Genomic DNA, 21,985 nt, shown 5'->3' with positions numbered 1-21,985 from the left:
TTCCCGTCTGCCGCAGAGTAGAGCACCTGCGGCGCCTTGGGCGCTGTTCCAACGAGAACAGCACGGACATAACAACAAAAAACCGTCAAAGGGGCTTCACTCATGCGTAAACCAGAACTCGCCGCTGCCATCGCGGAAAAAGCAGATCTCACCAAAGAACAGGCCAATCGCGTTCTCAACGCCGTTCTCGAAGAAATCACCGGGGCTCTGCATCGCAAGGATAGCGTCACGCTGGTGGGCTTCGGCACCTTCCTGCAACGCCATCGCGGTGCCCGCACCGGCAAGAACCCGCAAACCGGTGAGCCGGTAAAAATCAAAGCCAGCAACACTGTTGCGTTCAAGCCAGGCAAGTCGTTGAAAGACAGCGTTAATCCGTAACACGCACCGACTTCCCGCGCAGCGGGCGAGCGGGATAAAAAATGGGCACGCCAACGAGGTTGGGTGCCCATTTTTTCTGTCTGGCGGATCAGCCGACTCGGCTTTGTTTCCTGGCGAGAATCGCTGCTATTTCCGGCTCATTCAGGTGATCCAGCGCTCGCTCCACCAACAAATGCACCCCGTCGGCCATGCGGCTGAGCGCCAGGGCTACGGAGCGGCGTGAACCGTCCACGTCGTCGGCGAGGTCGGCGGCGCGCTGATGGACAAGATATCTTCCGAGGCATTGGCGAGGAGGGCTTCAGTGTTGATGCCCTTCGCCGACTAAACGAATGTATGGTCAGCCCACCTCCTGCAACCACGAGTGATGAGCGGTAAAGCATGCTTGCGCTAATGTATCCGGGCTCATGGTCGGCAGTTTTGCCGCCTGGCCCTTAGTAGTCGCTCCTGCCTGTCCTTAAAAAGGGGGCCAGCTTCGAGAGCTGTCTCGTTTACCAGGTTTTCATGCAGGAGTTGAGCTGTTTATCGTCATCATCTTGTCGTCGCAAAAGCCGGTAGTGAATTTCGATCAAGCCATGGATTGTGCGTTGTAGCTAACTCCGCGAGCTAAAACAGCCCAGACGATCCTTGCCAATTTATTGGCCAAAGCGCAGGCGACTTTATTCGGGTGTTTTCGTATCAGCAGGTCTCTGCACCAAATCCCCAAAGCATCAGTACGTTTATCTATGTGCACCAGAACTGCACGCGAGCCTTGAATCATAAGCTTTCGAAGGTATTTATCACCGCGCTTGCTGATGTTCAAAAGGACGGTTTGGTCGCCTGTTGAATACTGCCTCGGCACCAGTCCCAGCGAAGCGGCGAAGTCTCGCGACGAGTGAAAATTGGAAGCGTCCCCGACGTCGGCCAGCAGCGCGCTAGCGATGATAGGGCCGATGCCGGGGATGCTCATCAGGCGTGTTCCCGCATCATCAGTATCCACTTGCTCTTTGATACTCCGGTCAATCGCCTTAATCTCGTCGTTGAGCCGTTTCATCTCTTCCAGCAGATGTTCAATAAAGGACTTCAGCTGTTGCGGTAACTCTGCGGCAGGGTCGTCCAGAATTTGGTGAACCTGATTCATGGCCGCTTTTGTTGCAGGCAATGCGATCCCGAACTCAAGCAAGAACCCGTGAATGCGATTTATCGTTTGAGTCCGGTGACCTACCAACGCCTCCCGTAGACGGTGCTGGGTCGATAGCACTTGCTGTTCCACGGTTTTGATGGCGACGTAACGTGTTTTAGGACGGGATGCGGCTTCGCAGATTGCCTCAGCGTCGATGTAGTCGTTTTTGTTTCCGGTGACGTAGGGTTTTACATGCTGCGGCGCGATCAATTTCACTTGATGACCGAAGGACAAGAGCTTCCTGGCAAGCCAGTGTGAACCGCCACAAGACTCCATCGCTATGGTGCAGGGCTTCAGCCTTGCGGCAAACTCAAGCAAGCGGCTGCGATTGAATTTCTTGCGCAGGACTTCCTTGCCTTTGGCGTCGTGCCCTATGAGATGAAAGGTGCTTTTTCCAATATCCAGGCCGAGCAAGTCCAAGTTGTCCATGAGAGGTCTCCGCAAGTAAGTGAGAACCCCGGCAAGTTTAGATTTACCGGGGTTCCCGTACCGGGCTGACCATCTCATTAGGGGTGGCGGCTGTACGCAGGTTAGTCGGACCGGGGAATTGAAGAAGCCGGCGCACCCAAAGGTGCCCTACGCACAGCCACCATCAAAATGCAGGTAGCAAGTACCTGTCTGACGGACGCTTGTACAACTTCAATTACCAGCGGGCGACTAAACCCGACCACTGACGATCAGTGACACGAATCAAGTTACCGACCGACCCCAAAGCGCACAAGCTGGCGGATTCTGGCGTAGCCGTAGGCAACGACGCAAGGTGTTGTAGCTTTCACGACGTTACCTACAAGGCTTTTAAAAAAGCACTGTCAGGTATTGGCGTGGGACGGTACGGTTTTTCGATGCGTCGGCCCAGCGGGTCGTAGGTCATCCTGACCACGCTGCCGTTTTCGTTGCACACTTCAATCCGATCAGGAGCAGCAGAGGGCGCTTGAAGCAGTGTTCGCTGGTTTATTTCTTGCTGTTCATCACCGGATCGGCAAGGTTTTCATCGCCATCATTCATTCGCTGCAAAAGCTTTACTGCGCGGGAAAAACCTTGAGCGGCTGAACGTTCCAGCCACTGCCTGGCTCGTTCAAAGTCCTGCTCGACTATCCATCCATCAAGGTACATTTTCGCCAAGTCATATTGACCGTGGGCATCACCGGATTCGGCTCGGGGAAAGTGAAATTCCACCGTTTGGGATGTGGTATCAATCTCCCAATAATCGCGTTTGTTTACCTGGAATAGCCGAACGGTTTGATCGTTCACCCATTCAACAGGCCCCAGCAACGACTCAAAAAGACCCAGCGCGACGCTGATTCGCGTGACTGTGAAAAATGCTTCAGGCGTGTTTTTTGAACCCTGCATCAGGACGCCGATGTTGATGTATTGATCCGTGCGCCAAGCAGCCGTTGCAGTGAGCGTTTTGGACGGGTTTTTTAGTGAGCGTCCCGAGGTGCCTGAGAACCGATAGTCACGTTTGATTATTTCAGCTTGGAGCTTATGTATCGGGTCGCTATCCCACCCTTTGAGCGCCGCCAGCGACAAAAGCGCTTCGTTAATGTCCTCGATTAACGATTGGCGAATGGCGCTGTCCGTAGCGTCCGCAGGTAGCTTATCGAGGTGCTTGAACGGATGAGAGTAGGTGCAAACATCCAGAAGCGTGTTCTCTGCTTCGACTGGAGCTTGCTGAAGAATTATTTTGGAAATGCCGCCAGCAGGTAGCTTGCACTTAGTAGCAAGGAGATAAACGTAGAGTACGGCTGCCTCTCGAATGCTGTGAGCCTGGAGGCGCTCCGTAGGGGAGTCGATTTCAAGTGTCGATAAATATTTGCTCATCAGAGTTTCTATCTCGTCGCGTTTGGCAGTGAGTTGCCCACTGGATTAATACCAACCTTTGGAAACGAAGGCGTTTGACCGGCTCTTTGAGCGGCTACCGAGTAACCATTGACTCTACCTTGCTCAACTTTCAGTGCCTTGGATCTCGTTACATTTTTTCTGATGATGGCGGACTCGTATTTATCAGAGCCGGGGCGCTTGTTAAGTTTGCGTACCTGAGATTCAGCTCGGTAGGACTTTCCATTTTTAGAAATTTTCCCACCGCTGATGCCGAACTTGTAAACCTGGCCAGTCTTTTTGTTCCGGATGACGTAGACGTGGTTCGCCTTGTTATTTTGCCTAGAGTTTCCGTTTGCTGCCCCACAGGTTTTCCATCCCCATGGATCCACCCAAACAATCGGATTCGGCGCGTATTGGTATAGGTTGAGTTCCCCATCCAACCCAATCGGATCCGGCGTAGTAAACCGCCCCACATCCGGATCATAAAACCTGAACGTATTGAAATGCAGCCCCGTCTCCCGGTCCAGGTACTGCCCCTGAAACCGCAGGTTTTGCTCTTCAATGTAATACGGCTCGCGCACCTCTTCTAACGTGTTGCCCCACACCCGATAACTCGCCTGCCAGACGTTGTGGCCGTCCGCCTCGGTGAGCTGTTCCGGCAGGCCGTTGAGGTCGTTGTGGTAGTAGCGGATTTTTTGCAGCGGGCCGGTGCCGTCGACGCGGGCCAGGGGTTCGTAACCTTCGTCTTCGTAGAGGTAGAGGCTGGTCTGTTGATGGCGATGTTCCTGCAACAGGCGCAGGCCGTCCCAGGTGAAGCGGGTTTCGCCGAGAGGGTAGCCGTTGGTGTCGTGTACGGTTTTTTCGATGCGCCGGCCCAGCGGATCGTAGGTCATTCTGACCACGCTGCCGTTTTCATTGCGCACTTCAATCAACCGGCTTTCGGCGTCGTAACCGAAGCGCTGCAGGCCCCGTTGAGCGCTGCGTTTTTCGATCATCCGGCCAAACGCGTCATAGCGATAACGCTTGTCCTGATAGGTCAGCAGTTTGTTGTGCACCACCAGCCCGGCGCCGGGTTGTGGGCCGTCCAGCAGGTTGGCGGCGGCGTCGTAGGCGAAGGTTTCGCGCTGGCCGTGCAGGCTGTCCTGGCTGGCGATGATGCGGCCGGTGGCGTCGTAGTGCAGCAGTTGGCGGTGTTGCGTGGCGGGTTGCTGGTCGAGTTTGCCGATCAGGTTGTCGGCGGGGTCGTACTCGAAGTGCTTTTGTACCGCTGCCGGCATCAGCGATGGCTGACTGCTGTGACGACGTTGGCGTGAGCGTAAACGCCCGCTACGGTCGTAGTCGCTGCGAGTGCTGATCTGGCCTTGGGTGCGCAGCACTTCGCGGTGCAGGCGGTCGCGTTCGAAGTCGCTGATGACCTGGCCGTCGAGGTTGATCTGGTGCAGGTGGCCGCTGCCATAGTACAGGCGATTGAGCCAGCGGCCGTCGGGCAGTTGGGTCTGGATCAGGTTGCCGAGTTCGTCGTAGTGGTGGTGCAGGTTGCCGGCCGCGCTTTGTTCTTCGAGCAACTGGCCGAGGGCGTCGTAGGCGAAGCTCAGGGTTTGTGCGTTGCCCTGGTGGTCGGTGAAGGTGACGGCGGTGAGCTGGTCCAGTGGGTCGTAGGTGTAGTCGGTGCGGCCATCGTCGGTGATTTTGGCGATCAGCCGGCCGACGGCGTCGCGTTCCAGTCGGTGAACGATGGGAGCGGGGGGCGACTCGGGGACGACGGCCAGGCCGTTGCCGTAAGGCGCCGGAACAGCCGTGACCGCCGCGACGTTATCCAGCAGGTCATAGGTGTAGCGCTTGGCACTGCCATCCAGATCCTGTTGTTCTGTCAGCCGATCCCCGGCATCCCAGGCAAACCGATAACTCTCGCCATTCTCATTGGTCAGCGATTGCAGCCGCCCATAGCGGTCGTACCCGAACTGCACCTGTCGGCCATGGGCGTCGGTACGCTGACGCACCTGGCCGCGGCGGTTGTGTTGATACAGCGTGGTGTGCCCGGCCGGGTCGGTGTAGCCGATCAACTGGCCGCTGACGTCGCGCTGATACTGCTCGGTGCGGCCGTCCGGCAACTGGCTGCTGAGCAACCGCCCCTGGGCGTCGTAGCTGAATTGGGTGCGTTCGCCGAGGGCATCGGTGATCGTTTGCAGATAGCCCCGGTGGTCGTAGCTGAACCGCGTCGGATAACCCGAGCAATCGATGTGTTCGACCAGTTGGCCGAACGGGTTCCAGCGCAGCCTTTTGCTTTTGCCGGTAGCGTCGATGATCTCGACGACCTGGCCTTGGGTGTCGTAGCGGTAGCGGGTGACATGGTCCAGCGGATCGGTTTCGGCGATGCAGTTGCCGCGCTGATCGTAGCGATATTGCCAGCTGTTGCCTGCAGCATCGGTTTCCACCAGCGGCAAGGCCCAATGCTCGAGCCATAAGGTCGAGTCACTGCGGCCCAGCGGGTCGGTTTCGCCGATCAGGTTGCCGGCGTCGTCGTAGCTGTATTCGTAGCGCCCGCCCAGCGGGTCGGTGGCGCTGAGCAATTGGCGTTCGTCGTTCCACTCGAACTGCCAGGTCTGGCCGAGGTTGTCGGTGTATTCGGTGATCTGGTGCTGAGTGTTCCAGCGCCGTGTACTGATGCGCTGTGAGCCGTCGGTGATGCGCGTTGCACCGGCCTTCAGGTCATAGTCGAACTGGTAAGTGTCGCCCTCGTCGGTCCAGTGCCGGACCACGCGCCATTCAAGGTCTTCGATCAAGGCCCATTCATAGAAACAACGCAGCCCCGTGGGCAACTGATGCTCGACCATCCGCCGCCCAGCGTCGTAGCTGAAGCGCCGTTGCACCTGGCCGGTGGCGTCGCGCACTTCGGCCAGGTTGCCGGCTGCGTCATAGCCGTAACTGACGAGTACTTCGCGGTGTTGGTCGGGGTACAGGCGTTCCACTCGAGCCACGCGGTCGCGCTCCCGAATCAATTCGACCTGCACCAGATCGAAGGTGTCCCGCAGGCGCGCCAACTGTCCGGCGTCGTCATAGTCGAGGTGGATGCGGTTGTCATTGCGGTCACCGAGCTGGTTCAGGCGCAACAACGACGGATTACCGGGTGTACCGTCGAACAGCCGATACAACCCGTCATCGCTTTCAATCAACAATTCCCCATTGCGATGCCGCCGAACACTCAGCCCTTCACCCGGACTGAACACCGCGCCGCCCAGAGGAATCGAGCCCATATCGATGCGCCGGCCCTGCTCATCGGTGTACACCAGCGTTTCTCCACCCTCCGGGTGAGGCAGGATTTCAACGCACACCTCGTAGGGCACGCTCCAGCCGGCGCCGAACAACCCGTCGCGGCGTTCGTCGCGGCTGTTGTAGAAGCGCTGCCAATCGATCGGCAAGATGCCCGGCAGCACGAAATCCAGCTCTTCGTCTCCACCCAGCACCTTGGCCCCGGTGGCGGCATGCACCGGGTTCGACGAACCCATGGCGGCGTTGGCCATGGCGCCCATTGCGCTGCTGACGGCCATCGACGCCGCGCCGCCGATCAGCATGCACGGCAATTTGCTGAAGAACTTGCCCTTGCCGCCCTTGAGCATCAGCAACGCGGTGACCGCCAGCCCCACGCCCGGGGTCTTGCCGCTGCGGATCTCGCGCACCACCACCGAACCGCCACCAATGGTCACGTTCGAGGAGATCAGCCCGGACGATACGACCTTGGCGTCGCAGGTGGTGCGGTCGCCGCTGCGCACGGCCGGTTGGCCGTTGATGGTGACTTTGTCCGAGCCCTCGGCCAGAAACTGCGGCGGCATCGGCGGATGCTTCATGCAGGTGACCAGGTCCAGCGGCTTGGGTACGGCGCCGGGCGCTGGGGTGGCGACGGTGGGGCGCCACATCTGGGAGAAGAAGCTCTCGGCCATGTCCAGATAGCTGGGCTCGGCTTCGGGCTCGGGTGCCTCCAGCTCGGTGCCGGCCGGCGCGACATGGGACGGGATCGCCCCGGCGGCGCGGGCGGCGGGGATGTTGTTGGTCAGGGTGTTGGTGGAACCGGTGAGAATCGTCGCCTGCACCGTGGGCGGAAACAGCGAATTGCTGAAGCTCTCGCACAGATTACTCAAGCCCTTGTCGGCCCCGGTCTTGCTCATGGCGAGGCCGACGATGGTGCCCACCACCGCGCCGAGCAGAAAGCAGCCGAGGCCGCCGGTGGCAACGGTGATGCCCGTCGCCGCCACCACGGCCGCCGTCGCCACCGCGGTGATCGCGATGTTCGCTGCCACCTCCAGCACGCCGCCAAGAATGTCGGCCATCATCGAGGTGTGGTCGAGTGCATCGCCCAGGCGGGCGGCCCAGAGTGCGTCAGACATGCGGGATGTTAATCCGACGTAAGTGTCTGACGGCTGCGTAATCGTTGTGCGGGTTGCGCAATTCGATGCCTTCCATTGCACCTTTCTCCTTGTTGGTTACGGCATGCGCATTAGCGCAGTCCTCAGGCGTTTGATCAGCTTCGGATCCTTGAGGCAATCGGCCGGCCGCATGTTATCCAAGGCCGGCACCTGCTGTTCGACCCACCACAAACCTTCCTTGAGCCCTCTTTTACCGTAGAGAATGACCGCCATATCGAGGTTGCCATCCAGTTGTTTCGCCAGGGTGCGGGCGTTGTCGTCGAGGTAATCCTCTTCGTATAACCGCACAAACTTTTGCCATTCGGCATCGCCAGGGTAATCGTCTTCCAGTTGTTCCATCTTCAAAAACCTGCAAAGGAAATTAAGTTGCTGCCGGTCGGGTTACGGGCTGACGGCGCCAGGATCCCATCATAGCCGTTGGCTTTCGCCCAGGCGCCAATCTGGTGAGTCTCGGTGTATTTCGAACCGGTAATGCTTTTGAGGCTGACCCCCATTTGTTTGCGCACATCGGCGCGGGTCAGGTCCAGAACGTTGTTGAGCTGCACTTTTTTGCTGACCAGCACTCGCGTGGACAAGTCGACTTTCCAGTGAGTGACTTCCCCTAATGCGGTTTTTCGCGAGTTCGCGCCATAGACTCCACCCAGTCCCGAGGCGGTGTAACGGTGAGTTGATGCAACGTTCCACTTGTGGGCGGTCCAGGTCGTGCTGATACGTCCAGGCTCTTCGAAACGGTAAACCGTTCGGCTGACTTTTCGGCCCTTTGGCGGGCTCGAGCATTTCATCAGCCCCAAGGGATCGATCCAGCTCACCGGATTTGGCGCGTATTGGTAGAGGTTCAGCCCACCAGCCAGCCCGATGGGGTCTGGTGTGGTAAAGCGCCCGATGTCCGGGTCGTAGAAGCGCAGCGTGTTGTAGTGCAGCCCGGTTTCCCGATCCAGGTATTGGCCCTGGAATCGCAGGTTCTGTTCTTCGATGTAATACGGCTCGCGCAACTCTTCCGCCGTGGTGCCCCAGACCTGGTAACGAGCTTGCCAGAGCGTGTGGCCGTCACTTTCCGAGAGTTGCTCGGGCAGGCCGTTGAGGTCGTTGTGGTAGTAACGGACTTTCTGTTGCTCACCCAGCCCGTCGACCCGCGCCAGCGGTTCATGGCCCTCGTCGGCGTAAATGTAGAGGCTGGTCTGGTTATTTCGATGCTCCTGCAACAGTTGCAACGCATCCCAGGTAAAGCGGGTTCGGCTCAGCAGGGTCGAGTGGCGGTCATACTCGGCTTTTTCGATGCGCCGGCCCATAGGGTCGTAGGTCATCTTCACTACCGAACCGTCGTTGTTGCGAACTTCCACCAGACGCTGCTCGGCGTCATAACTGAAGCGCTGGACACCGCGTTGGGCACTGCGTTTTTCAACCATACGGCCGAAGCCGTCATAACGGTAACGTTTGTCCTGAAAGGTCAGCAGTCGGTTATGCAGCACCAGACCTGCGCCCGTCGATAAACCATCGAGCAGGTTGGCGGCGGGGTCATAGGCAAACGCTTCGCGCTGGCCCTGGACATTGTCTTGGCTGGCGAGGATGCGACCTGTGGCGTCGTAGTGCAGCAGTTGGCGGTGCTGGGCGTCGGGTTGGCTGTCGAAACGTTCGACCAGTTGATCGCTGGCGTCATAACCAAATTGGCTTTTCGTTGCCGGTGGCAGCAGCGCGGACTGGCTCTGGTGCCGACGTTGGCGGGTACGCAGGCGGCCGCTGCGGTCGTATTCGCTACGGGTATTGAGGCGCCCCTGGGTTCGCAGCACTTCGCGGTGCAGGCGATCGCGTTCGAAGTCACTGATGACCTGACCGTCGAGGTTGATCTGATGCAGATGACCACTGCCGTAATGCAGGCGGTTCAGCCATCGGCCATCAGGCAGCAGCGTCTGGGTCAGGTTGCCCAGTTCGTCATAGCGATGCTCCAGGCGTCCGGCCCAGCTCTGTTCGGCGATCAGTTGTCCAAGGGGGTCGTAACTGAAGCCCAGGTTCTGTTGCTCGCCCGTGTGGCTGGTGAAGGTGATGGCGGTGACTTGATCCAGCGCGTCATAGCAGTACTCGGTGCGACCATCCTCGGTGACCTTGGCCACCAATCGACCCACCGCATCGCGTTCCAAGTCATGGACGACAGGCGCTTGCGGCGAAAGGTCCAGGTCCGTGCTACCGGGAGCGGTGAGTGCCTCCACGCGAGTGACGTTGTCCAGCGGGTCGTAGGCATAGCGTTTGAGGCTGCCGTCCAGGCTATGTTGCGCAATCAGCCGGTCGCTGGAATCCCAGGCAAACTTATAGCGTTCGCCGTTCTCATTGGTCAGGGTTTGCAGGCGACCATAGACGTCGTAGTTCAATTCCACCCGGCGACCGTGGGCGTCGGTGCGCAGACGCAGGTGACCACCCAATGTGTGCTCGAAGTGAGTGGTGTGCCCGGCGGGGTCGCAGTAGCCGATCAGCTGGCCGCTCGCGTCACGCTGATAATGTTCAGTGCGCCCGTCTGGCAGTTGCTTGCTGAGCAACCGGCCTTGGTCGTCGTAGGTGAAACGCGTGCGTTCGCCCAGCGCATCGGTACTGGTGAGCAGCAACCCACGCTCGCAGTAACTCAACCGCGTGGTGAAACCGGAACAGTCGGTGTGTTCACTGAGTTGGCCGAGTGCCGTCCAGCGTAATGTTTTGCGCTTGCCGCTGGCGTCGATGATCTCCACGACCTGGCCGTGGGCATCATGGCGATAGCGGGTAACGTGGCCCAACGGGTCGGTTTCGCGGATGCAGTTGCCGTGTGAGTCATAGTGATACAGCCAGGTATTTCCAGCCGCATCGGTTTCTGCCAGCGGCAAGGCCCAGTGTTCCAGCCACAGGGTCGATTCGCTGCGCCCGAGCGGGTCGCGAGTCTCGCTGAGATTTCCCGCTTCGTCGTAGCTGAATTGATGCTGCCCGCCCGCAGGATCGGTCGCCCCAAGTAATTGGTTTTCGTCATTCCACCGGAATGTCCAGGTACGTCCCAGCGCGTCGGTAGTTTCGATGATCTGGTACTGAGCATCCCAGTGACGCGTGCTGACCCGATTCAGGCCGTCGGTGATGCGTGTGGTCCCGGCTGCCAGGTCATAGTCGAAGGTGTATTGGTCGCCCGCGTCGGTCCAGTGGCGGACCACGCGCCATTCAAGGTCTTCAACCAACGCCCATTCGTAGAAGCAACGCAGCCCGGTCGGCAACTGATGCTCGACCATACGGCGTCCGGTGTCATAGGCAAACTGACGTTTCACCTGCCCGTTGGACTGGCGCACCTCGATTAGATCACCCTGGGTATCGTAGCCGTAGTGCATCAGCACTTCGCGGCGCTGGTCTGCATACAATCGCTCGATCCGGCTGACCCGTTGGCGCCAGCGCGCATCGTAGATCAGCTCAATGCTGACCAGATCGAAGGTGTCTCGGAGCTGCAGCAGGCGCCCGTCATCGCCATAGTCGAGGTGGATGCGATTGTCGTTGCGGTCTCCGAGCTGGCTCAGGCGCAGCAGCGATACATGTCCCGGCGTCGGGTCGAACAGCCGGTACAACCCGTCCGTACTTTCAATCAACAACTGCCCATTGACGTGGCGCCGAACACTCAGCCCTTCACCCGCACTGAACACCGCGCCGCCCAGAGGAATCGAACCCATGTCGATACGCCGGCCCTGCTCATCGGTGTAGACCAGCGTTTCTCCACCCTCCGGGTGAGGCAGGATTTCAACGCACACCTCGTAGGACACGCTCCAGCCTGCGCCGAACAACCCGTCGCGGCGTTCGTCACGGCTGTTGTAGAAGCGCTGCCAATCGATCGGCAAGATGCCCGGCAGCACGAAATCCAGCTCTTCGTCCCCACCCAGCACCTTGGCCCCGGTGGCGGCATGCACCGGGTTCGACGAACCCATGGCGGCGTTGGCCATGGCGCCCATGGCGCTGCTGACAGCCATCGACGTCGCGCCGCCGATCAGCATGCACGGCAATTTGCTGAAGAACTTGCCCTTGCCGCCCTTGAGCATCAGCAACGCGGTGACCGCCAGCCCCACGCCCGGGGTCTTGCCGCTGCGGATCTCGCGCACTACCACCGAACCGCCACCAATGGTGACGTTCGATGAGATCAGCCCGGACGATACGACCTTGGCGTCGCAGGTGGTGCGGTCGCCGCTGCGCACGGCGGGCTGGCCGTTGATGGTGACTTTGTCCGAACCCTCGGCCAGAAATTGCGGCGGCATCGGTGGATGCTTCATGCAGGTGACCAGGTCCAGCGGCTTGGGTACGGCGCCGGGCGCCGGGATGGCGACGGTGGGGCGCCACATCTGCGAGAAGAAGCTCTCGGCCATGTCCAGATAGCTGGGCTCGGCTTCGGGCTCGGGTGCCTCCAGCTCGGTGCCGGCCGGCGCGACATGGGACGGAATCGCCCCGGCGGCGCGGGCGGCGGGGATGTTGTTGGTCAGGGTGTTGGTGGAACCGGTGAGAATCGTCGCCTGCACCGTGGGCGGAAACAGCGAATTGCTGAAGCTCTCGCACAGATTACTCAAGCCCTTGTCGGCCCCAGTCTTGCTCATGGCAAGGCCGACGATGGTGCCCACCACCGCGCCGAGCAGAAAGCAGCCGAGGCCGCCGGTGGCAACGGTGATGCCCGTCGCCGCCACCACGGCAGCCGTCGCCAGCGCGGTGATCGCGATGTTCGCTGCCACCTCCAGCACACCGCCAAGAATGTCGGCCATCATCGAGGTGTGGTCGAGTGCATCGCCCAGGCGGGCGGCCCAGAGTGCGTCAGGCATGCAGGGTGCTCATCAGGCCGGAACGTCGAACAACAGCGAACTCTTGATGGTTGCCCAATGCGCGGCTTCGGCATCGCCGAGTTTTTCCGCCTTCACGTAGCTCAGGGCGAGCATTTTGCGGGTGCCGGGCAATACCAGCGCCAACTGATACTGGAAGACTTTGTCGTTGCCCTTGTTGAACTGGCTGCGCAACTCGATGCCTTCGACCTCCTGGCTGGCGCCCAGGCGCACGGCGACGCCCGGCTGAAAACGCAAGTCCTGCACTTGTTTTTCCAGGCGCTTGAGCTGGTCGTCGAAGTTGCTTTGCAGTGTTTCGCCCTCGGCCAGCAAGCTGCGGCTGACTATCAGCGAGGTGCCCAGTTCGGGGAACTTGAGGATGTTGATCGTCGCGTCTTGCAGCTCGCTTGCCGGCAGCTGGAACTGGAATTCATTGATTCGGTAAGCCATGGAACACAGATCTCGTGATTAGCCCTTGGGCTTGGGAAACGCGGCATTGATATTGGCGTCGATGCTGGCCTTGACGCCCTGGCCGTCAGGCGTGGCGCCAGGGCCGCCGCCGTTGTTCAGGTGCAGCACGCCGCCGGTGTTGATCTCGGCGTCACCGCTGGCATAGAAGCTGATTTGCACGCCGGTCAGGTTGATCTGGCCGCTGGCATTGAGCTCCAGGATGCTTTCGCCGCATACCAGCCGCAGGTTTTCGCCCACTTCGATGACGTAGCTCTGGCTGATGCTGTCGGTCTTGCGCTGGCCCACCGACAGAATGTCTTCCTGCTTGACGATGCGCAGCCGATTGTTGCCGATGGTCACCGTCTCGTTATGCCCGATGCTTTTGTTGCGGTCGTGGCCCACCGAGTGGCTTTCATCCACCTCGACCACGATGTCCTGATTGCGCTCGGCATGGATGTACAACTGCTCGGCGCCTTTTTTGTCTTCCATGCGGATTTCGTTGAAATTGGCCGGCGAGCCGCCCTTGCTCGAACGGCTTTTCATGCCGCTCTGGGTAGCGTTTTCCGGCAAGTCATAGGGCACGGTCTGTTCGGCGTTGTAGACGCGGCCGGTGATGATCGGCCGATCCGGGTCGCCTTCGAGGAAGCTGACGATGACTTCCTGGCCGATTCGTGGGATCTGCATCGAGCCCCAGTTTTTTCCGGCCCAGGATTGCGACACGCGAATCCAGCACGAACTGTTTTCGTTGGACTGATCATGCCGGTCCCAATAGAAATGCACCTTCACCCGGCCAAACTGATCGGTCCAGATTTCCTCGCCTTTGGGGCCCACCACCAACGCGGTCTGCGGGCCTTTGACGATGGGGCGGTGGGTGTTGGGCAGCGGGCGGTAGCTTTGTTGGGCGTCGATGCAGGTCAGGCTGCTTTCGAACTGTGCCGAAGGCACGCCACCACCGGTTTCCCCGCTTTCCTGGGAAATGTAATAGCGGGTGCCGACGATAAGGTATTCACGGTTCTGGTCCTGGCGGCTGAAGCCGGTGAGGCTGAACAAATGACCCGAGCCCAGGCCTCGGGCGTTACCGGCCAGCTCGACCTGTTCGTGCAGGGTCTGCAACGCTTCGATGCGGGTGCGGGCGTAGTGTTCGCCGTCTGCGCTTTGCACATAAGTGCCGGGGTAGTCGTACAGCGGATAATCGCCGGCGGTGTGCGGACGAGGCATGGCCGAGCGCACGTCAATTCGCGCACTGGGGCGCTGGAAGTCATAGTCGTTGAGTTCCAGCGAACCCGGCTGGACTTGCTGGGCCAGGTGCCAATCGTGGATGTGATCGCGTTCGCGCTGCTGTTCATTCTTGGGGTAGTAGGGCACCGAGGCGTAGCCGGGCGCGCTGGTGTGGGCGCCGTAGGCATCGGCCAGCACCAGCACATGACGACCCTGTTCATGGCGGAAGAAGTAATAGATCCCTTCCTGTTCCATCAGGCGGCTGACGAAATCGAAGCTGGTTTCGCGATACTGCACGCAGTATTCCCACTCGCGATAGGGCCGGCTCAGGGCATCTTCGAAATCCGAGAAACCCAGGTCGCGAAACACCTGCTTGATGATCTGCGGGATGGTCAGGTTCTGGAATATCCGGCAATCGGAGGTGCGGGTCAGCAGCCATAGCCAGGGCCGCAGCGTGGCCTGGTAACTGGCGAACTGGCCCTGGTCGACGTTCTGGCTGCAACGGGCAACGATGCCATGGAAATGACGCTCGCCACCGCCGTCCAGTTGCAGGCTCAGGCACATGGGTTTGCCGAGCAACTGGTTGAGGTCGATGGCGTTGTCCAGCGAGTGCAACTGCAGCTCATAGCTGAACAGCCGCCCCAATTCTTCGTCTCCGCCCATGTCCTTGAGCAACAGCACATCCGGCCCCAGGGGGCTGGTGATCTTTGCCAGGCGTGAGAGTTGCTTGAATAGCATCAGTTATCCCTTGTCACTGCTCGGTTCCTTCCTACGGAGGAGGGCCGCTTAGGCGGCGTCGCTGAAGTCGTAGTGCAATTCGTTATCCCGGGCGCTGATCCGCACGCCTGCCAGCGCTTTGCCTTCGAGCATGCGGGTGAGGAATTCGCGGCTCATGTCCGGTAGCAGGCTGTTGGTCAGGATGGTGTCGATCATCCGCCCGCCGCTTTCGGTTTCGGTGCAACGGGAGACGATCAGGTCGATCACCGCGTCGTCGTAATCGAAAGCCACCTTGTGGGTGTTTTCCACGCGCTTCTTGATGCGGTTGAGTTGCAGGCGGGTGATGGCCTTGAGCATCTCGTCGCTGAGCGGGTAATACGGAATGGTCACCAGCCGGCCCAGCAATGCCGGCGGGAAAATCTCCAGCAGCGGTTGGCGCAGGGCCTTGGCGATTTCTTCGGGCTCCGGCACGTTTTGCGGGTCTTTGCAGACCTGGGCAATCAGCTCGGTGCCAGCGTTGGTGGTCAGCAGAATCAAGGTATTCTTGAAGTCAATCACCCGACCTTCGCCGTCCTCCATCACACCTTTGTCGAAGACCTGGAAGAAGATCTCGTGCACATCCGGGTGAGCCTTTTCCACTTCGTCCAGCAGTACCACGCTGTAGGGTTTGCGCCGCACGGCTTCGGTCAGCACGCCGCCTTCGCCATAGCCGATGTAGCCCGGTGGCGCGCCCTTGAGGGTGGACACCGTGTGTGCTTCCTGGAATTCACTCATGTTGATGGTGATGACGTTTTGCTCGCCGCCGTACATGGCTTCGGCCAGCGCCAGGGCGGTTTCGGTCTTGCCCACGCCGGAGGTGCCGGCGAGCATGAACACGCCAATCGGTTTGCTCGGATTGTCGAGGCCGGCGCGGGAGGTCTGGATGCGTTTGGCGATCATCTGCAAGGCATGGTCCTGGCCGATGATGCGTTTCTTCAGGTGCTGGTCGAGGTTGAGCACGGTTTCCAGTTCATTACGGGCCATGCGGCCCACCGGAATCCCGGTCCAGTCGGCGACCACCGAGGCCACGGCCTGGTAATCGACCGTCGGCAGAATCAGCGGCGTTTCTCCTTGCAGGGCGCTGAGACGCTGTTGCAGGTCCACCAGTTTTTCGCGCAAGGCGTGGCTGGTCTCGCTGCCGTCCTCGCTGTCCACCACACCGACGCGCTCGCGCAGGGTGGCGCGGGTGGCGAGCAATTCATCCACCAGGGCTTTTTCTTCGGCCCAGCGGTTTTCCAGTTCGGCCAGGCGTTCGCGTTCGGCGCTCAACAGGTTTTCGCTTTGGGTCTGGCGGGCGCCGATGACGATGCCGATGGCGTGCTCGCGGGCGATGATCTGCAGCTCGGTTTCCAACGCCTCGATGCGCCGACGGCTGTCGTCCACTTCGGCCGGCACGGCATGCAGGCTGATGGCGACCCGGGCGCAGGCGGTGTCCAGCAGACTCACGGATTTGTCCGGCAACTGGCGCGCGGGGATGTAGCGATGGGACAGTTTGACCGAGGCTTCCAGGGCTTCGTCGAGGATCTGCACCTGATGGTGTTTTTCCATGGTCGAGGCCACGCCGCGCATCATCAGCAGCGCCTTGTCTTCGGACGGTTCGGCGACTTGCACCACCTGGAAGCGGCGGGTCAGGGCCGGGTCTTTTTCGATATGCTTTTTGTACTCGGCCCAGGTCGTGGCGGCCACGGTGCGCAGGGTACCCCGGGCCAGGGCCGGCTTGAGCAGGTTGGCCGCGTCCCCGGTGCCGGCGGCGCCACCGGCACCTACCAGGGTGTGGGCTTCGTCGATAAACAGGATGATCGGTTTTGGTGAGGCCTGGACGTCTTCGATGACTTGGCGCAGGCGCTGTTCGAATTCACCTTTCATGCTCGCGCCGGCCTGTAGCAGGCCGACGTCCAGGCTGCGCAGTTCCACATCCTTGAGCGCCGGCGGCACGTCACCGGCGACGATGCGCAGGGCAAAACCTTCGACCACGGCGGTTTTACCGACGCCGGCTTCACCGGTCAGAATCGGGTTGTTCTGCCGACGACGCATGAGGATGTCTACCAATTGGCGGATCTCTTCGTCACGGCCGACGATCGGGTCAAGCTTGCCACTGCGCGCTTGTTCGGTGAGGTCGACGGTAAAACGCTTGAGCGCTTCCTGCTTGCCCATGGCGCTTGGGGCCATGGCGCCACTGGCTTCACCGGGCGCGCTGCCGGCGTTGAAACCATCGCTGGCGCTGAGTGCATTTTCCGGCGAGTCGCCGACGTACTCGTCAAAACGCTCGCTCAGGGCCTCGACCTTGATCTTGTCGAACTCTGCCGACAGTCCCAGTAATCCATGGCGCAAGCTCGGGGTCTTGAGGATGCCCAGCATCAGATAACCGGTACGCACCTGGCTTTCGCCGAACATCAGGCTGCCGTAGACCCAGCCACGCTCCACGGCTTCTTCCACATGGGAAGACAAGTCAGTGATTGACGTCGAGCCCCGTGGCAAACGGTCCAGGGCTTCGGTCAGGTCCCGGGCCAGGCGCGCCGGCTCGATATTGAACTGGCGGATGAGGCGGTGCAGGTCCGAATCCTGCAATTGCAGCAACTGATGAAACCAGTGGGCCAGTTCCACATAAGGGTTACCGCGCAACTTGCAGAACACGGTGGCGGCTTCGATGGCTTTGTAGGCCACGCTATTTAGTTTGCCGAACAACGCGGCGCGACTGATTTCACCCATGCTCTTGGCTCCTTGAGATCTGTGAGGTGTTGGCTTGTTCGGCGTAATGCCGGGCGAGTATTAAGTCCTTGGCATCTTTTGCGGGCTTGCCCACCCAGGTATTGAACCCCAGGCGGAAGCGGCCATTGAGTTGCAGTGTCGGCACTTCGGGCTGTTTCAGAACCAGGTTCAGATCCCAGTCCAGTTCATGGCCCAGGTATTCGGCCACCCAGGCCACCAGCTCATTGAAGGATGGGCTGCCGGGCAACATGCTCATGTAGTCATCCAGCTTGAGCGGCCCCAGGCGAATGCGGAATTTGTGCTGGCGATCCCAGACGCAGCGGCCCAGGCAAAAATCCACGCCCAATTGATGAGCGCTGACGCCCACGCGGCTGCGCTCCGGCAGCACCAGCCATTGGCCGACGTATTCTTCGATCTCCACCGGCAGGCCGAAGTACTCGCCGATGATTGCCTTCAAACCGTCGGGATAGCGGGTTTGTGCCGACAGATGACCGCTGTAATGCAGCTTCGCCGTGTCGGGTATCAGGCCTTGTTTGAGCAGGCTCGGCATGCCTCGACCGCTCAGCGCTGCCAGACGTGCCGACCAGTAGTCATCGTCCGGGCGATCATGGCTGACTGTCGGTCGCGCTTCGGCCCAGGCCCGGTAAAACAGGCTCAGCAGGCGATGATGGAACACATCCAGAAAGCGTTTGCTGGTGCTGTCGGCGTTGTTGCGCTGGCGTTCACGCACATATTCGGTGAGGTGCAGCGGCAACGGGCCGTTGGGGCCGCCGAGGCCAAAAAAGAACTGTTCCAGACGCGCCGGCGAACCGTCGATGCCCGGCTGTACCGAGGCCAGGGTCGCCGGGGCGAAGGTGCAATCGGCCTGTTGCCCAAGGCGCAAGGGGTCATCGGCCAGGCGCAACGAATGACCCAGGCGCGGAAGCTCAGGCGATTCGCACTCGATGCGCCGTAATGCCTGGAAGAAGTCGTATTCCCAGGGCTGCTGGTGCATCGCGTCCAGGGTATTCACAGGGTCGGACGGCGTCCGGGTTTGGCTTTCCATCGCATGATCTCGCCGCGCTCGGTGGTACGGATCACCGTCTCGGTAAAACTGTTGATCGACACGTAACGTGCCAGGAAGCGCTCGAAGACTGCACCGAGCAAAAAGACGCCCGTGCCACGAAACGCGTTCTCATCGAATTCCAGGGTGATTTCCATACCGCGGCCAAACACGATCGGGCCCGGCATTGGCAAACGTCGGGTGCAGGGTTTGCTGCTGACTTCGCGCAGGCCTTCGATCTGCAATTGCAAGGCTGCATCGTTGTCGTCGCCATACAGGCGCAGCAGCTCGCGCAGGGCGGCGGCGCCCTGGCCTTGCTCGCTGAGGGACAAGTAATTGAGCGAAAGCTGGCTGATCAACCGCCAGGCCTTGGCGTCGTGGGCATGGCTGGCGCGTGGGCGGCTCGGGCCTGCCACGCAGCGTACCGCCGCTACCGGCGCGCTGTCGGCCAGGGTGAAGTCGGTCTTGTTGTTACCCACGCTCATGAACAGCGGCAGGTCGCGGTTGGTGCACAACGCCGTTACGCCCAATTGGCGCAGGTCGTGACGATAGGGCGCCTGCTGGCTGTCCACCAGACTGACGAAGGTTTCGCTGCCGATGTAAGTCGAACGTGGGCCGTTGCGCCGCTGACCGCTGGAGAGCATACGGGGTTCGCGCCGCACCGTGTAATACGCCTGATCGCGGCCGTAGCGAGACGGATCGCGGACGGCGTAGAACGGCAAAAAAGGCTGTTCCGACCCGGTGCCGTGGCCGGTGAGGGCGGTCAGGGAATGAATCTCGAAATCCATCGGCCGGGTACGGTCGGCGATCACATGGTGTTCATTCACCCGTTCCGACAAGTGGATGCGATCCAGGCGCTTGGGAAACAAGTTGATTGCCGGGGTGCAGAACGGCAGGAACTGTGCGGCACCGACACTGCCTTCCAGGCTCGGATCGTGACGGTCGAACAGCACGATCAATTCCAGCTCCTGGCCCTGGCAGCGTTTGACCGCCCGGCTCAACCCGGTGAAGTCGACAAACAGAAAGCGGCGGGGCAGGGCGAAGTATTCCTGCAACAGACGATAGCCCTGGAAGGCTCGCGACACCACTGGCAACGCGGCGTCGGTATCGTCGAACCCCACGGAGCGCAGTGCATCCTGGGGCAGGCGTTCTACCCAATCGCCGCCGGGCTGACGGGCGAAGACGGCGCAGGCGTTACCCAGCAACTGTTCGTAGAGGCGAAAGGGTTTTTCGTCGGCGCCGTTGAGGTACAGCGGCAGGTTGTCCAGGGCCAGACTGTTGAACGGCAGTTCGGCACCGGTGCGCAGGGTCAGGCGCAGGCCAGCCTTGGCCTTGGGGGCGCTGGCGGCCAGGCGCCCGAGCACGGCGGACGGGTTGCCGAAGTACTCGGCCTGGCTGACCTGCAATGGCCACAACGTCACCGCATGGGCGGTGCGGTACTCACAGCAGGTTTGGCTTTCGCGACCCAGGGCGGCGCGCAGAACCGTATCCCGGGGCAACGGGAAACCGCTGCTCAGTGAGCCTTCATCGGGGTCGGCCTGCAATTGCACCACGGTCATCGAGGGTGTCGGCGCCAGGTAATGGGGGTACGCGATTTCCAGCAGGTTGTGGGTGAAGGTCGGGTATTCGGCATCGAGTTTGAGCTGTACCCGCGCCGTCAGGTAGGCGAACCCTTCCAGCAAGCGCTCGACGTACGGATCGGCGCAGTCCATGCCGGACAACGTCAACCGACTGGCGATTTTCGGGTATTCCTGGGCGAACTCCGCCGCGCTTTCGCGTACGTGGTGCAATTCCTGGTTGTACAGTTCCAGCAGGCGCGGGTTCATGAGTGTCTCCGCTGGTCGGCGTTGACCACTCGCACATGGCCGGATTCCAGGTCCAGGTCGGTTTGCAGCATCAGGCGCAGCGGCACTGGCTGGGCCCAGAGGTCGCCTTCGATCTCGAAGCTCAGGGCGTTGTGATTCATCTCGGCGGATGCCCGGGCCCGCACGCGCAGGGTATGGCGCAGAATCCGCGGCTCGAACGTGGCGATGGCCTGGTGGATCAGTGCTTCAAGCGCCGCGATATCGACGTTCGATGCACTGTTGCCGGCCAGGGCTGGCAGCCCGAAGTTGACCACCGAAGTGCCGGCCGGTGTGTGCAGGGTCGCATCGGCGCTGAGCAATGACGTGGTGTTGAGCAGCCACGCCAGGTCCCGCAGCACCGAGGCTTTGAGTTGGGTCAGGGACAGTACGCGCTTGTCGGCGCTTTCCTTGAGGTTGCTTGGGTCGTCGTCGGTCAACCGATCCAGCAGGGACGGTTGCAGGCGATCGCGGGTGGCGATGTCGGTTACCACGTAAATGGCGCTACATACATTTTTTGGTCCCCTCCCGTGCCGCAGGACGCAAACGTGTTGACCGCTCCCGCCTCCAGCCCTCCCGGGACCTGGCGGATAGCCTGCATTTTGCTGAGGCAGTCGCGGCTGGGCGCAGGCATGTGCTCGCTACGCCAGACCGAAAATATCGGGATGTTGTTGAACGTCTCTACGCGCAGTTGCTGCTGTTTATTCAGGCTGAAGCTGCAAGGCCATTCCATGTCCAGCTTCATGCGACTCTGGTCGGGTTTGACCAGCGTGCATTGACCCTGGTCGTCAATCAGGCTGAGTTGCTGCCCAACAAAGACGGCCTGGGTTGTTGGCATCTGGGCATGTTCGGCGCATGCGCTCAGGCTGCTCAGACTTATCGCCAGGCACATGGCGAGCCGGTGATTTTTCATTATGCGAGCTCCCAGAACCAGACAGCTCTGGATCTGTAAAAGAGGTCGCCGGTTTGGGTCAGGCCCCGATTCCATAGATCAATATGATCGCCAGTACGATTGTCTGCCGACTCCCCTGACTGCTGGAAACAGTCCTTGAAGAAGATAAGCCCGGTCTTGCCCATCAACGTGCGACGCTCCTCGGCGCTGTTACCCAGAATGGTTGGCCGCCCCAGATGATGCTTCCACAACCAGTTCGCCAGCGACTCGGCACCCCGGGCGTGCTCATGTGCACACTTGGGTTCGGTATAGGTGGATTTGTTGACCTTGATGGTCAGCTCTGCATTGAGTGTCGCGCTCATGCGGATAGCACACTGGTTTTCCCAAGGGCCTTCACAGGGCTTGGCGTCAGGATACGTAACCAGAAGGTCGGAATAGGCTTTCCACAAATTGACAAACGAAGGCTTGGCCATGACTCAGACACCGGATGGGAAAGGATTGGATTCGA

At 60.4% G+C, this 21,985-nt stretch carries 14 protein-coding genes and 2 pseudogenes; 1 reads left to right on the top strand and 15 read right to left on the bottom strand.

Features of this window, described 5'->3' with window-relative positions:
- Nucleotides 1-102: 102 nt before the first annotated feature.
- On the top strand, nt 103-378 hold the full coding sequence (locus tag JUI81_RS10625; protein ID WP_003213368.1) for an HU family DNA-binding protein: 276 nt from the start codon (nt 103-105) through the stop codon (nt 376-378).
- Between the two features lie 88 nt (nt 379-466).
- Here JUI81_RS10625 and JUI81_RS10620 read toward each other — a convergent pair.
- The 15 genes and pseudogenes from JUI81_RS10620 to JUI81_RS10555 form a co-directional block, all read right to left on the bottom strand.
- Nucleotides 467-690 (bottom strand): annotated as a pseudogene (locus JUI81_RS10620) (DUF6124 family protein); the annotation flags it as partial.
- Between the two features lie 253 nt (nt 691-943).
- On the bottom strand, nt 944-1,966 hold the full coding sequence (locus tag JUI81_RS10615) for an IS110 family transposase (RefSeq protein ID WP_204124222.1): 1,023 nt from the start codon (nt 1,964-1,966) through the stop codon (nt 944-946).
- Between the two features lie 406 nt (nt 1,967-2,372).
- Nucleotides 2,373-2,444, bottom strand: a pseudogene (locus JUI81_RS32205) (RHS repeat domain-containing protein); the annotation flags it as partial.
- 44 nt (nt 2,445-2,488) lie between these two features.
- The gene (locus tag JUI81_RS10610) at nt 2,489-3,358 is read right to left on the bottom strand and encodes a tetratricopeptide repeat protein (protein ID WP_019580405.1); all 870 of its coding nucleotides are present in this window, start codon (nt 3,356-3,358) and stop codon (nt 2,489-2,491) included.
- An 8-nt stretch (nt 3,359-3,366) separates the two neighbouring features.
- Nucleotides 3,367-7,740: an RHS repeat-associated core domain-containing protein gene (locus JUI81_RS10605; RefSeq protein WP_204124221.1), complete on the bottom strand. Its 4,374-nt coding sequence runs from the start codon at nt 7,738-7,740 to the stop codon at nt 3,367-3,369.
- A 96-nt stretch (nt 7,741-7,836) separates the two neighbouring features.
- Nucleotides 7,837-8,118 carry a hypothetical protein gene (locus JUI81_RS10600; protein ID WP_019582924.1) on the bottom strand — a complete coding sequence of 94 codons (282 nt, stop codon included), beginning with the start codon at nt 8,116-8,118 and terminating at the stop codon, nt 7,837-7,839.
- Between the two features lie 2 nt (nt 8,119-8,120).
- Nucleotides 8,121-12,572, bottom strand: coding sequence for an RHS repeat-associated core domain-containing protein (locus JUI81_RS10595; RefSeq protein ID WP_204124220.1), 4,452 nt, complete (start codon nt 12,570-12,572; stop codon nt 8,121-8,123).
- A 12-nt stretch (nt 12,573-12,584) separates the two neighbouring features.
- Entirely contained in the window at nt 12,585-13,019 is a 435-nt protein-coding gene (locus JUI81_RS10590; RefSeq protein ID WP_019580407.1) for a DcrB-related protein, read from the bottom strand.
- An 18-nt stretch (nt 13,020-13,037) separates the two neighbouring features.
- A complete protein-coding gene (locus JUI81_RS10585; RefSeq protein WP_204124219.1) occupies nt 13,038-14,975 on the bottom strand; it encodes a type VI secretion system Vgr family protein in 1,938 nt (645 codons plus the stop codon).
- Nucleotides 14,976-15,023: 48 nt separating this feature from the next.
- Nucleotides 15,024-17,702 (bottom strand): type VI secretion system ATPase TssH, encoded by a 2,679-nt coding sequence (tssH, locus tag JUI81_RS10580; protein WP_204124218.1) that lies wholly within the window; start codon nt 17,700-17,702, stop codon nt 15,024-15,026.
- Complete coding sequence (gene tssG / locus JUI81_RS10575; RefSeq protein ID WP_026331811.1) at nt 17,695-18,747, bottom strand: type VI secretion system baseplate subunit TssG; 1,053 nt, start codon at nt 18,745-18,747, stop codon at nt 17,695-17,697. The genes tssH and tssG overlap by 8 nt, the downstream gene beginning before the upstream one ends.
- Nucleotides 18,711-20,570 carry a type VI secretion system baseplate subunit TssF gene (gene tssF, locus JUI81_RS10570; protein ID WP_204124217.1) on the bottom strand — a complete coding sequence of 620 codons (1,860 nt, stop codon included), beginning with the start codon at nt 20,568-20,570 and terminating at the stop codon, nt 18,711-18,713. The genes tssG and tssF overlap by 37 nt, the downstream gene beginning before the upstream one ends.
- Nucleotides 20,567-21,079 (bottom strand): type VI secretion system baseplate subunit TssE, encoded by a 513-nt coding sequence (gene tssE / locus JUI81_RS10565; RefSeq protein WP_028939183.1) that lies wholly within the window; start codon nt 21,077-21,079, stop codon nt 20,567-20,569. Before tssE ends, tssF begins: the two co-directional genes overlap by 4 nt.
- Complete coding sequence (locus tag JUI81_RS10560; protein WP_204124216.1) at nt 21,073-21,498, bottom strand: hypothetical protein; 426 nt, start codon at nt 21,496-21,498, stop codon at nt 21,073-21,075. The genes tssE and JUI81_RS10560 overlap by 7 nt, the downstream gene beginning before the upstream one ends.
- The gene (locus JUI81_RS10555; RefSeq protein WP_018927415.1) at nt 21,498-21,950 is read right to left on the bottom strand and encodes a type VI secretion system amidase effector protein Tae4; all 453 of its coding nucleotides are present in this window, start codon (nt 21,948-21,950) and stop codon (nt 21,498-21,500) included. Before JUI81_RS10555 ends, JUI81_RS10560 begins: the two co-directional genes overlap by 1 nt.
- Between the last annotated feature and the right edge of the window lie 35 nt (nt 21,951-21,985).

Origin of the sequence: Pseudomonas sp. 008, from assembly GCF_016861935.1 — a bacterium.
In the GTDB taxonomy this organism is placed as follows: Bacteria; Pseudomonadota; Gammaproteobacteria; order Pseudomonadales; family Pseudomonadaceae; genus Aquipseudomonas.
The sequence above is the reverse complement of the archived record's forward strand: the minus strand, read 5'-3'. Positions and strand labels throughout refer to the sequence as shown.

Excerpts from the sequence above, each read along its gene's own strand:
- JUI81_RS10605 (WP_204124221.1), bottom strand. The coding sequence starts at position 7,740 with ATGTCTGACGCACTCTGGGCCGCCCGCCTGGGCGATGCACTCGACCAC.
- JUI81_RS10590 (WP_019580407.1), bottom strand. The coding sequence starts at position 13,019 with ATGGCTTACCGAATCAATGAATTCCAGTTCCAGCTGCCGGCAAGCGAG.
- tssH (WP_204124218.1), bottom strand. The coding sequence starts at position 17,702 with ATGGGTGAAATCAGTCGCGCCGCGTTGTTCGGCAAACTAAATAGCGTG.
- JUI81_RS10610 (WP_019580405.1), bottom strand. The coding sequence starts at position 3,358 with ATGAGCAAATATTTATCGACACTTGAAATCGACTCCCCTACGGAGCGC.
- JUI81_RS10585 (WP_204124219.1), bottom strand. The coding sequence starts at position 14,975 with ATGCTATTCAAGCAACTCTCACGCCTGGCAAAGATCACCAGCCCCCTG.
- JUI81_RS10600 (WP_019582924.1), bottom strand. The coding sequence starts at position 8,118 with ATGGAACAACTGGAAGACGATTACCCTGGCGATGCCGAATGGCAAAAG.
- JUI81_RS10555 (WP_018927415.1), bottom strand. The coding sequence starts at position 21,950 with ATGGCCAAGCCTTCGTTTGTCAATTTGTGGAAAGCCTATTCCGACCTT.
- tssG (WP_026331811.1), bottom strand. The coding sequence starts at position 18,747 with ATGGAAAGCCAAACCCGGACGCCGTCCGACCCTGTGAATACCCTGGAC.
- JUI81_RS10625 (WP_003213368.1), top strand. The coding sequence starts at position 103 with ATGCGTAAACCAGAACTCGCCGCTGCCATCGCGGAAAAAGCAGATCTC.
- tssF (WP_204124217.1), bottom strand. The coding sequence starts at position 20,570 with ATGAACCCGCGCCTGCTGGAACTGTACAACCAGGAATTGCACCACGTA.
- JUI81_RS10595 (WP_204124220.1), bottom strand. The coding sequence starts at position 12,572 with ATGCCTGACGCACTCTGGGCCGCCCGCCTGGGCGATGCACTCGACCAC.
- JUI81_RS10560 (WP_204124216.1), bottom strand. The coding sequence starts at position 21,498 with ATGAAAAATCACCGGCTCGCCATGTGCCTGGCGATAAGTCTGAGCAGC.
- JUI81_RS10615 (WP_204124222.1), bottom strand. The coding sequence starts at position 1,966 with ATGGACAACTTGGACTTGCTCGGCCTGGATATTGGAAAAAGCACCTTT.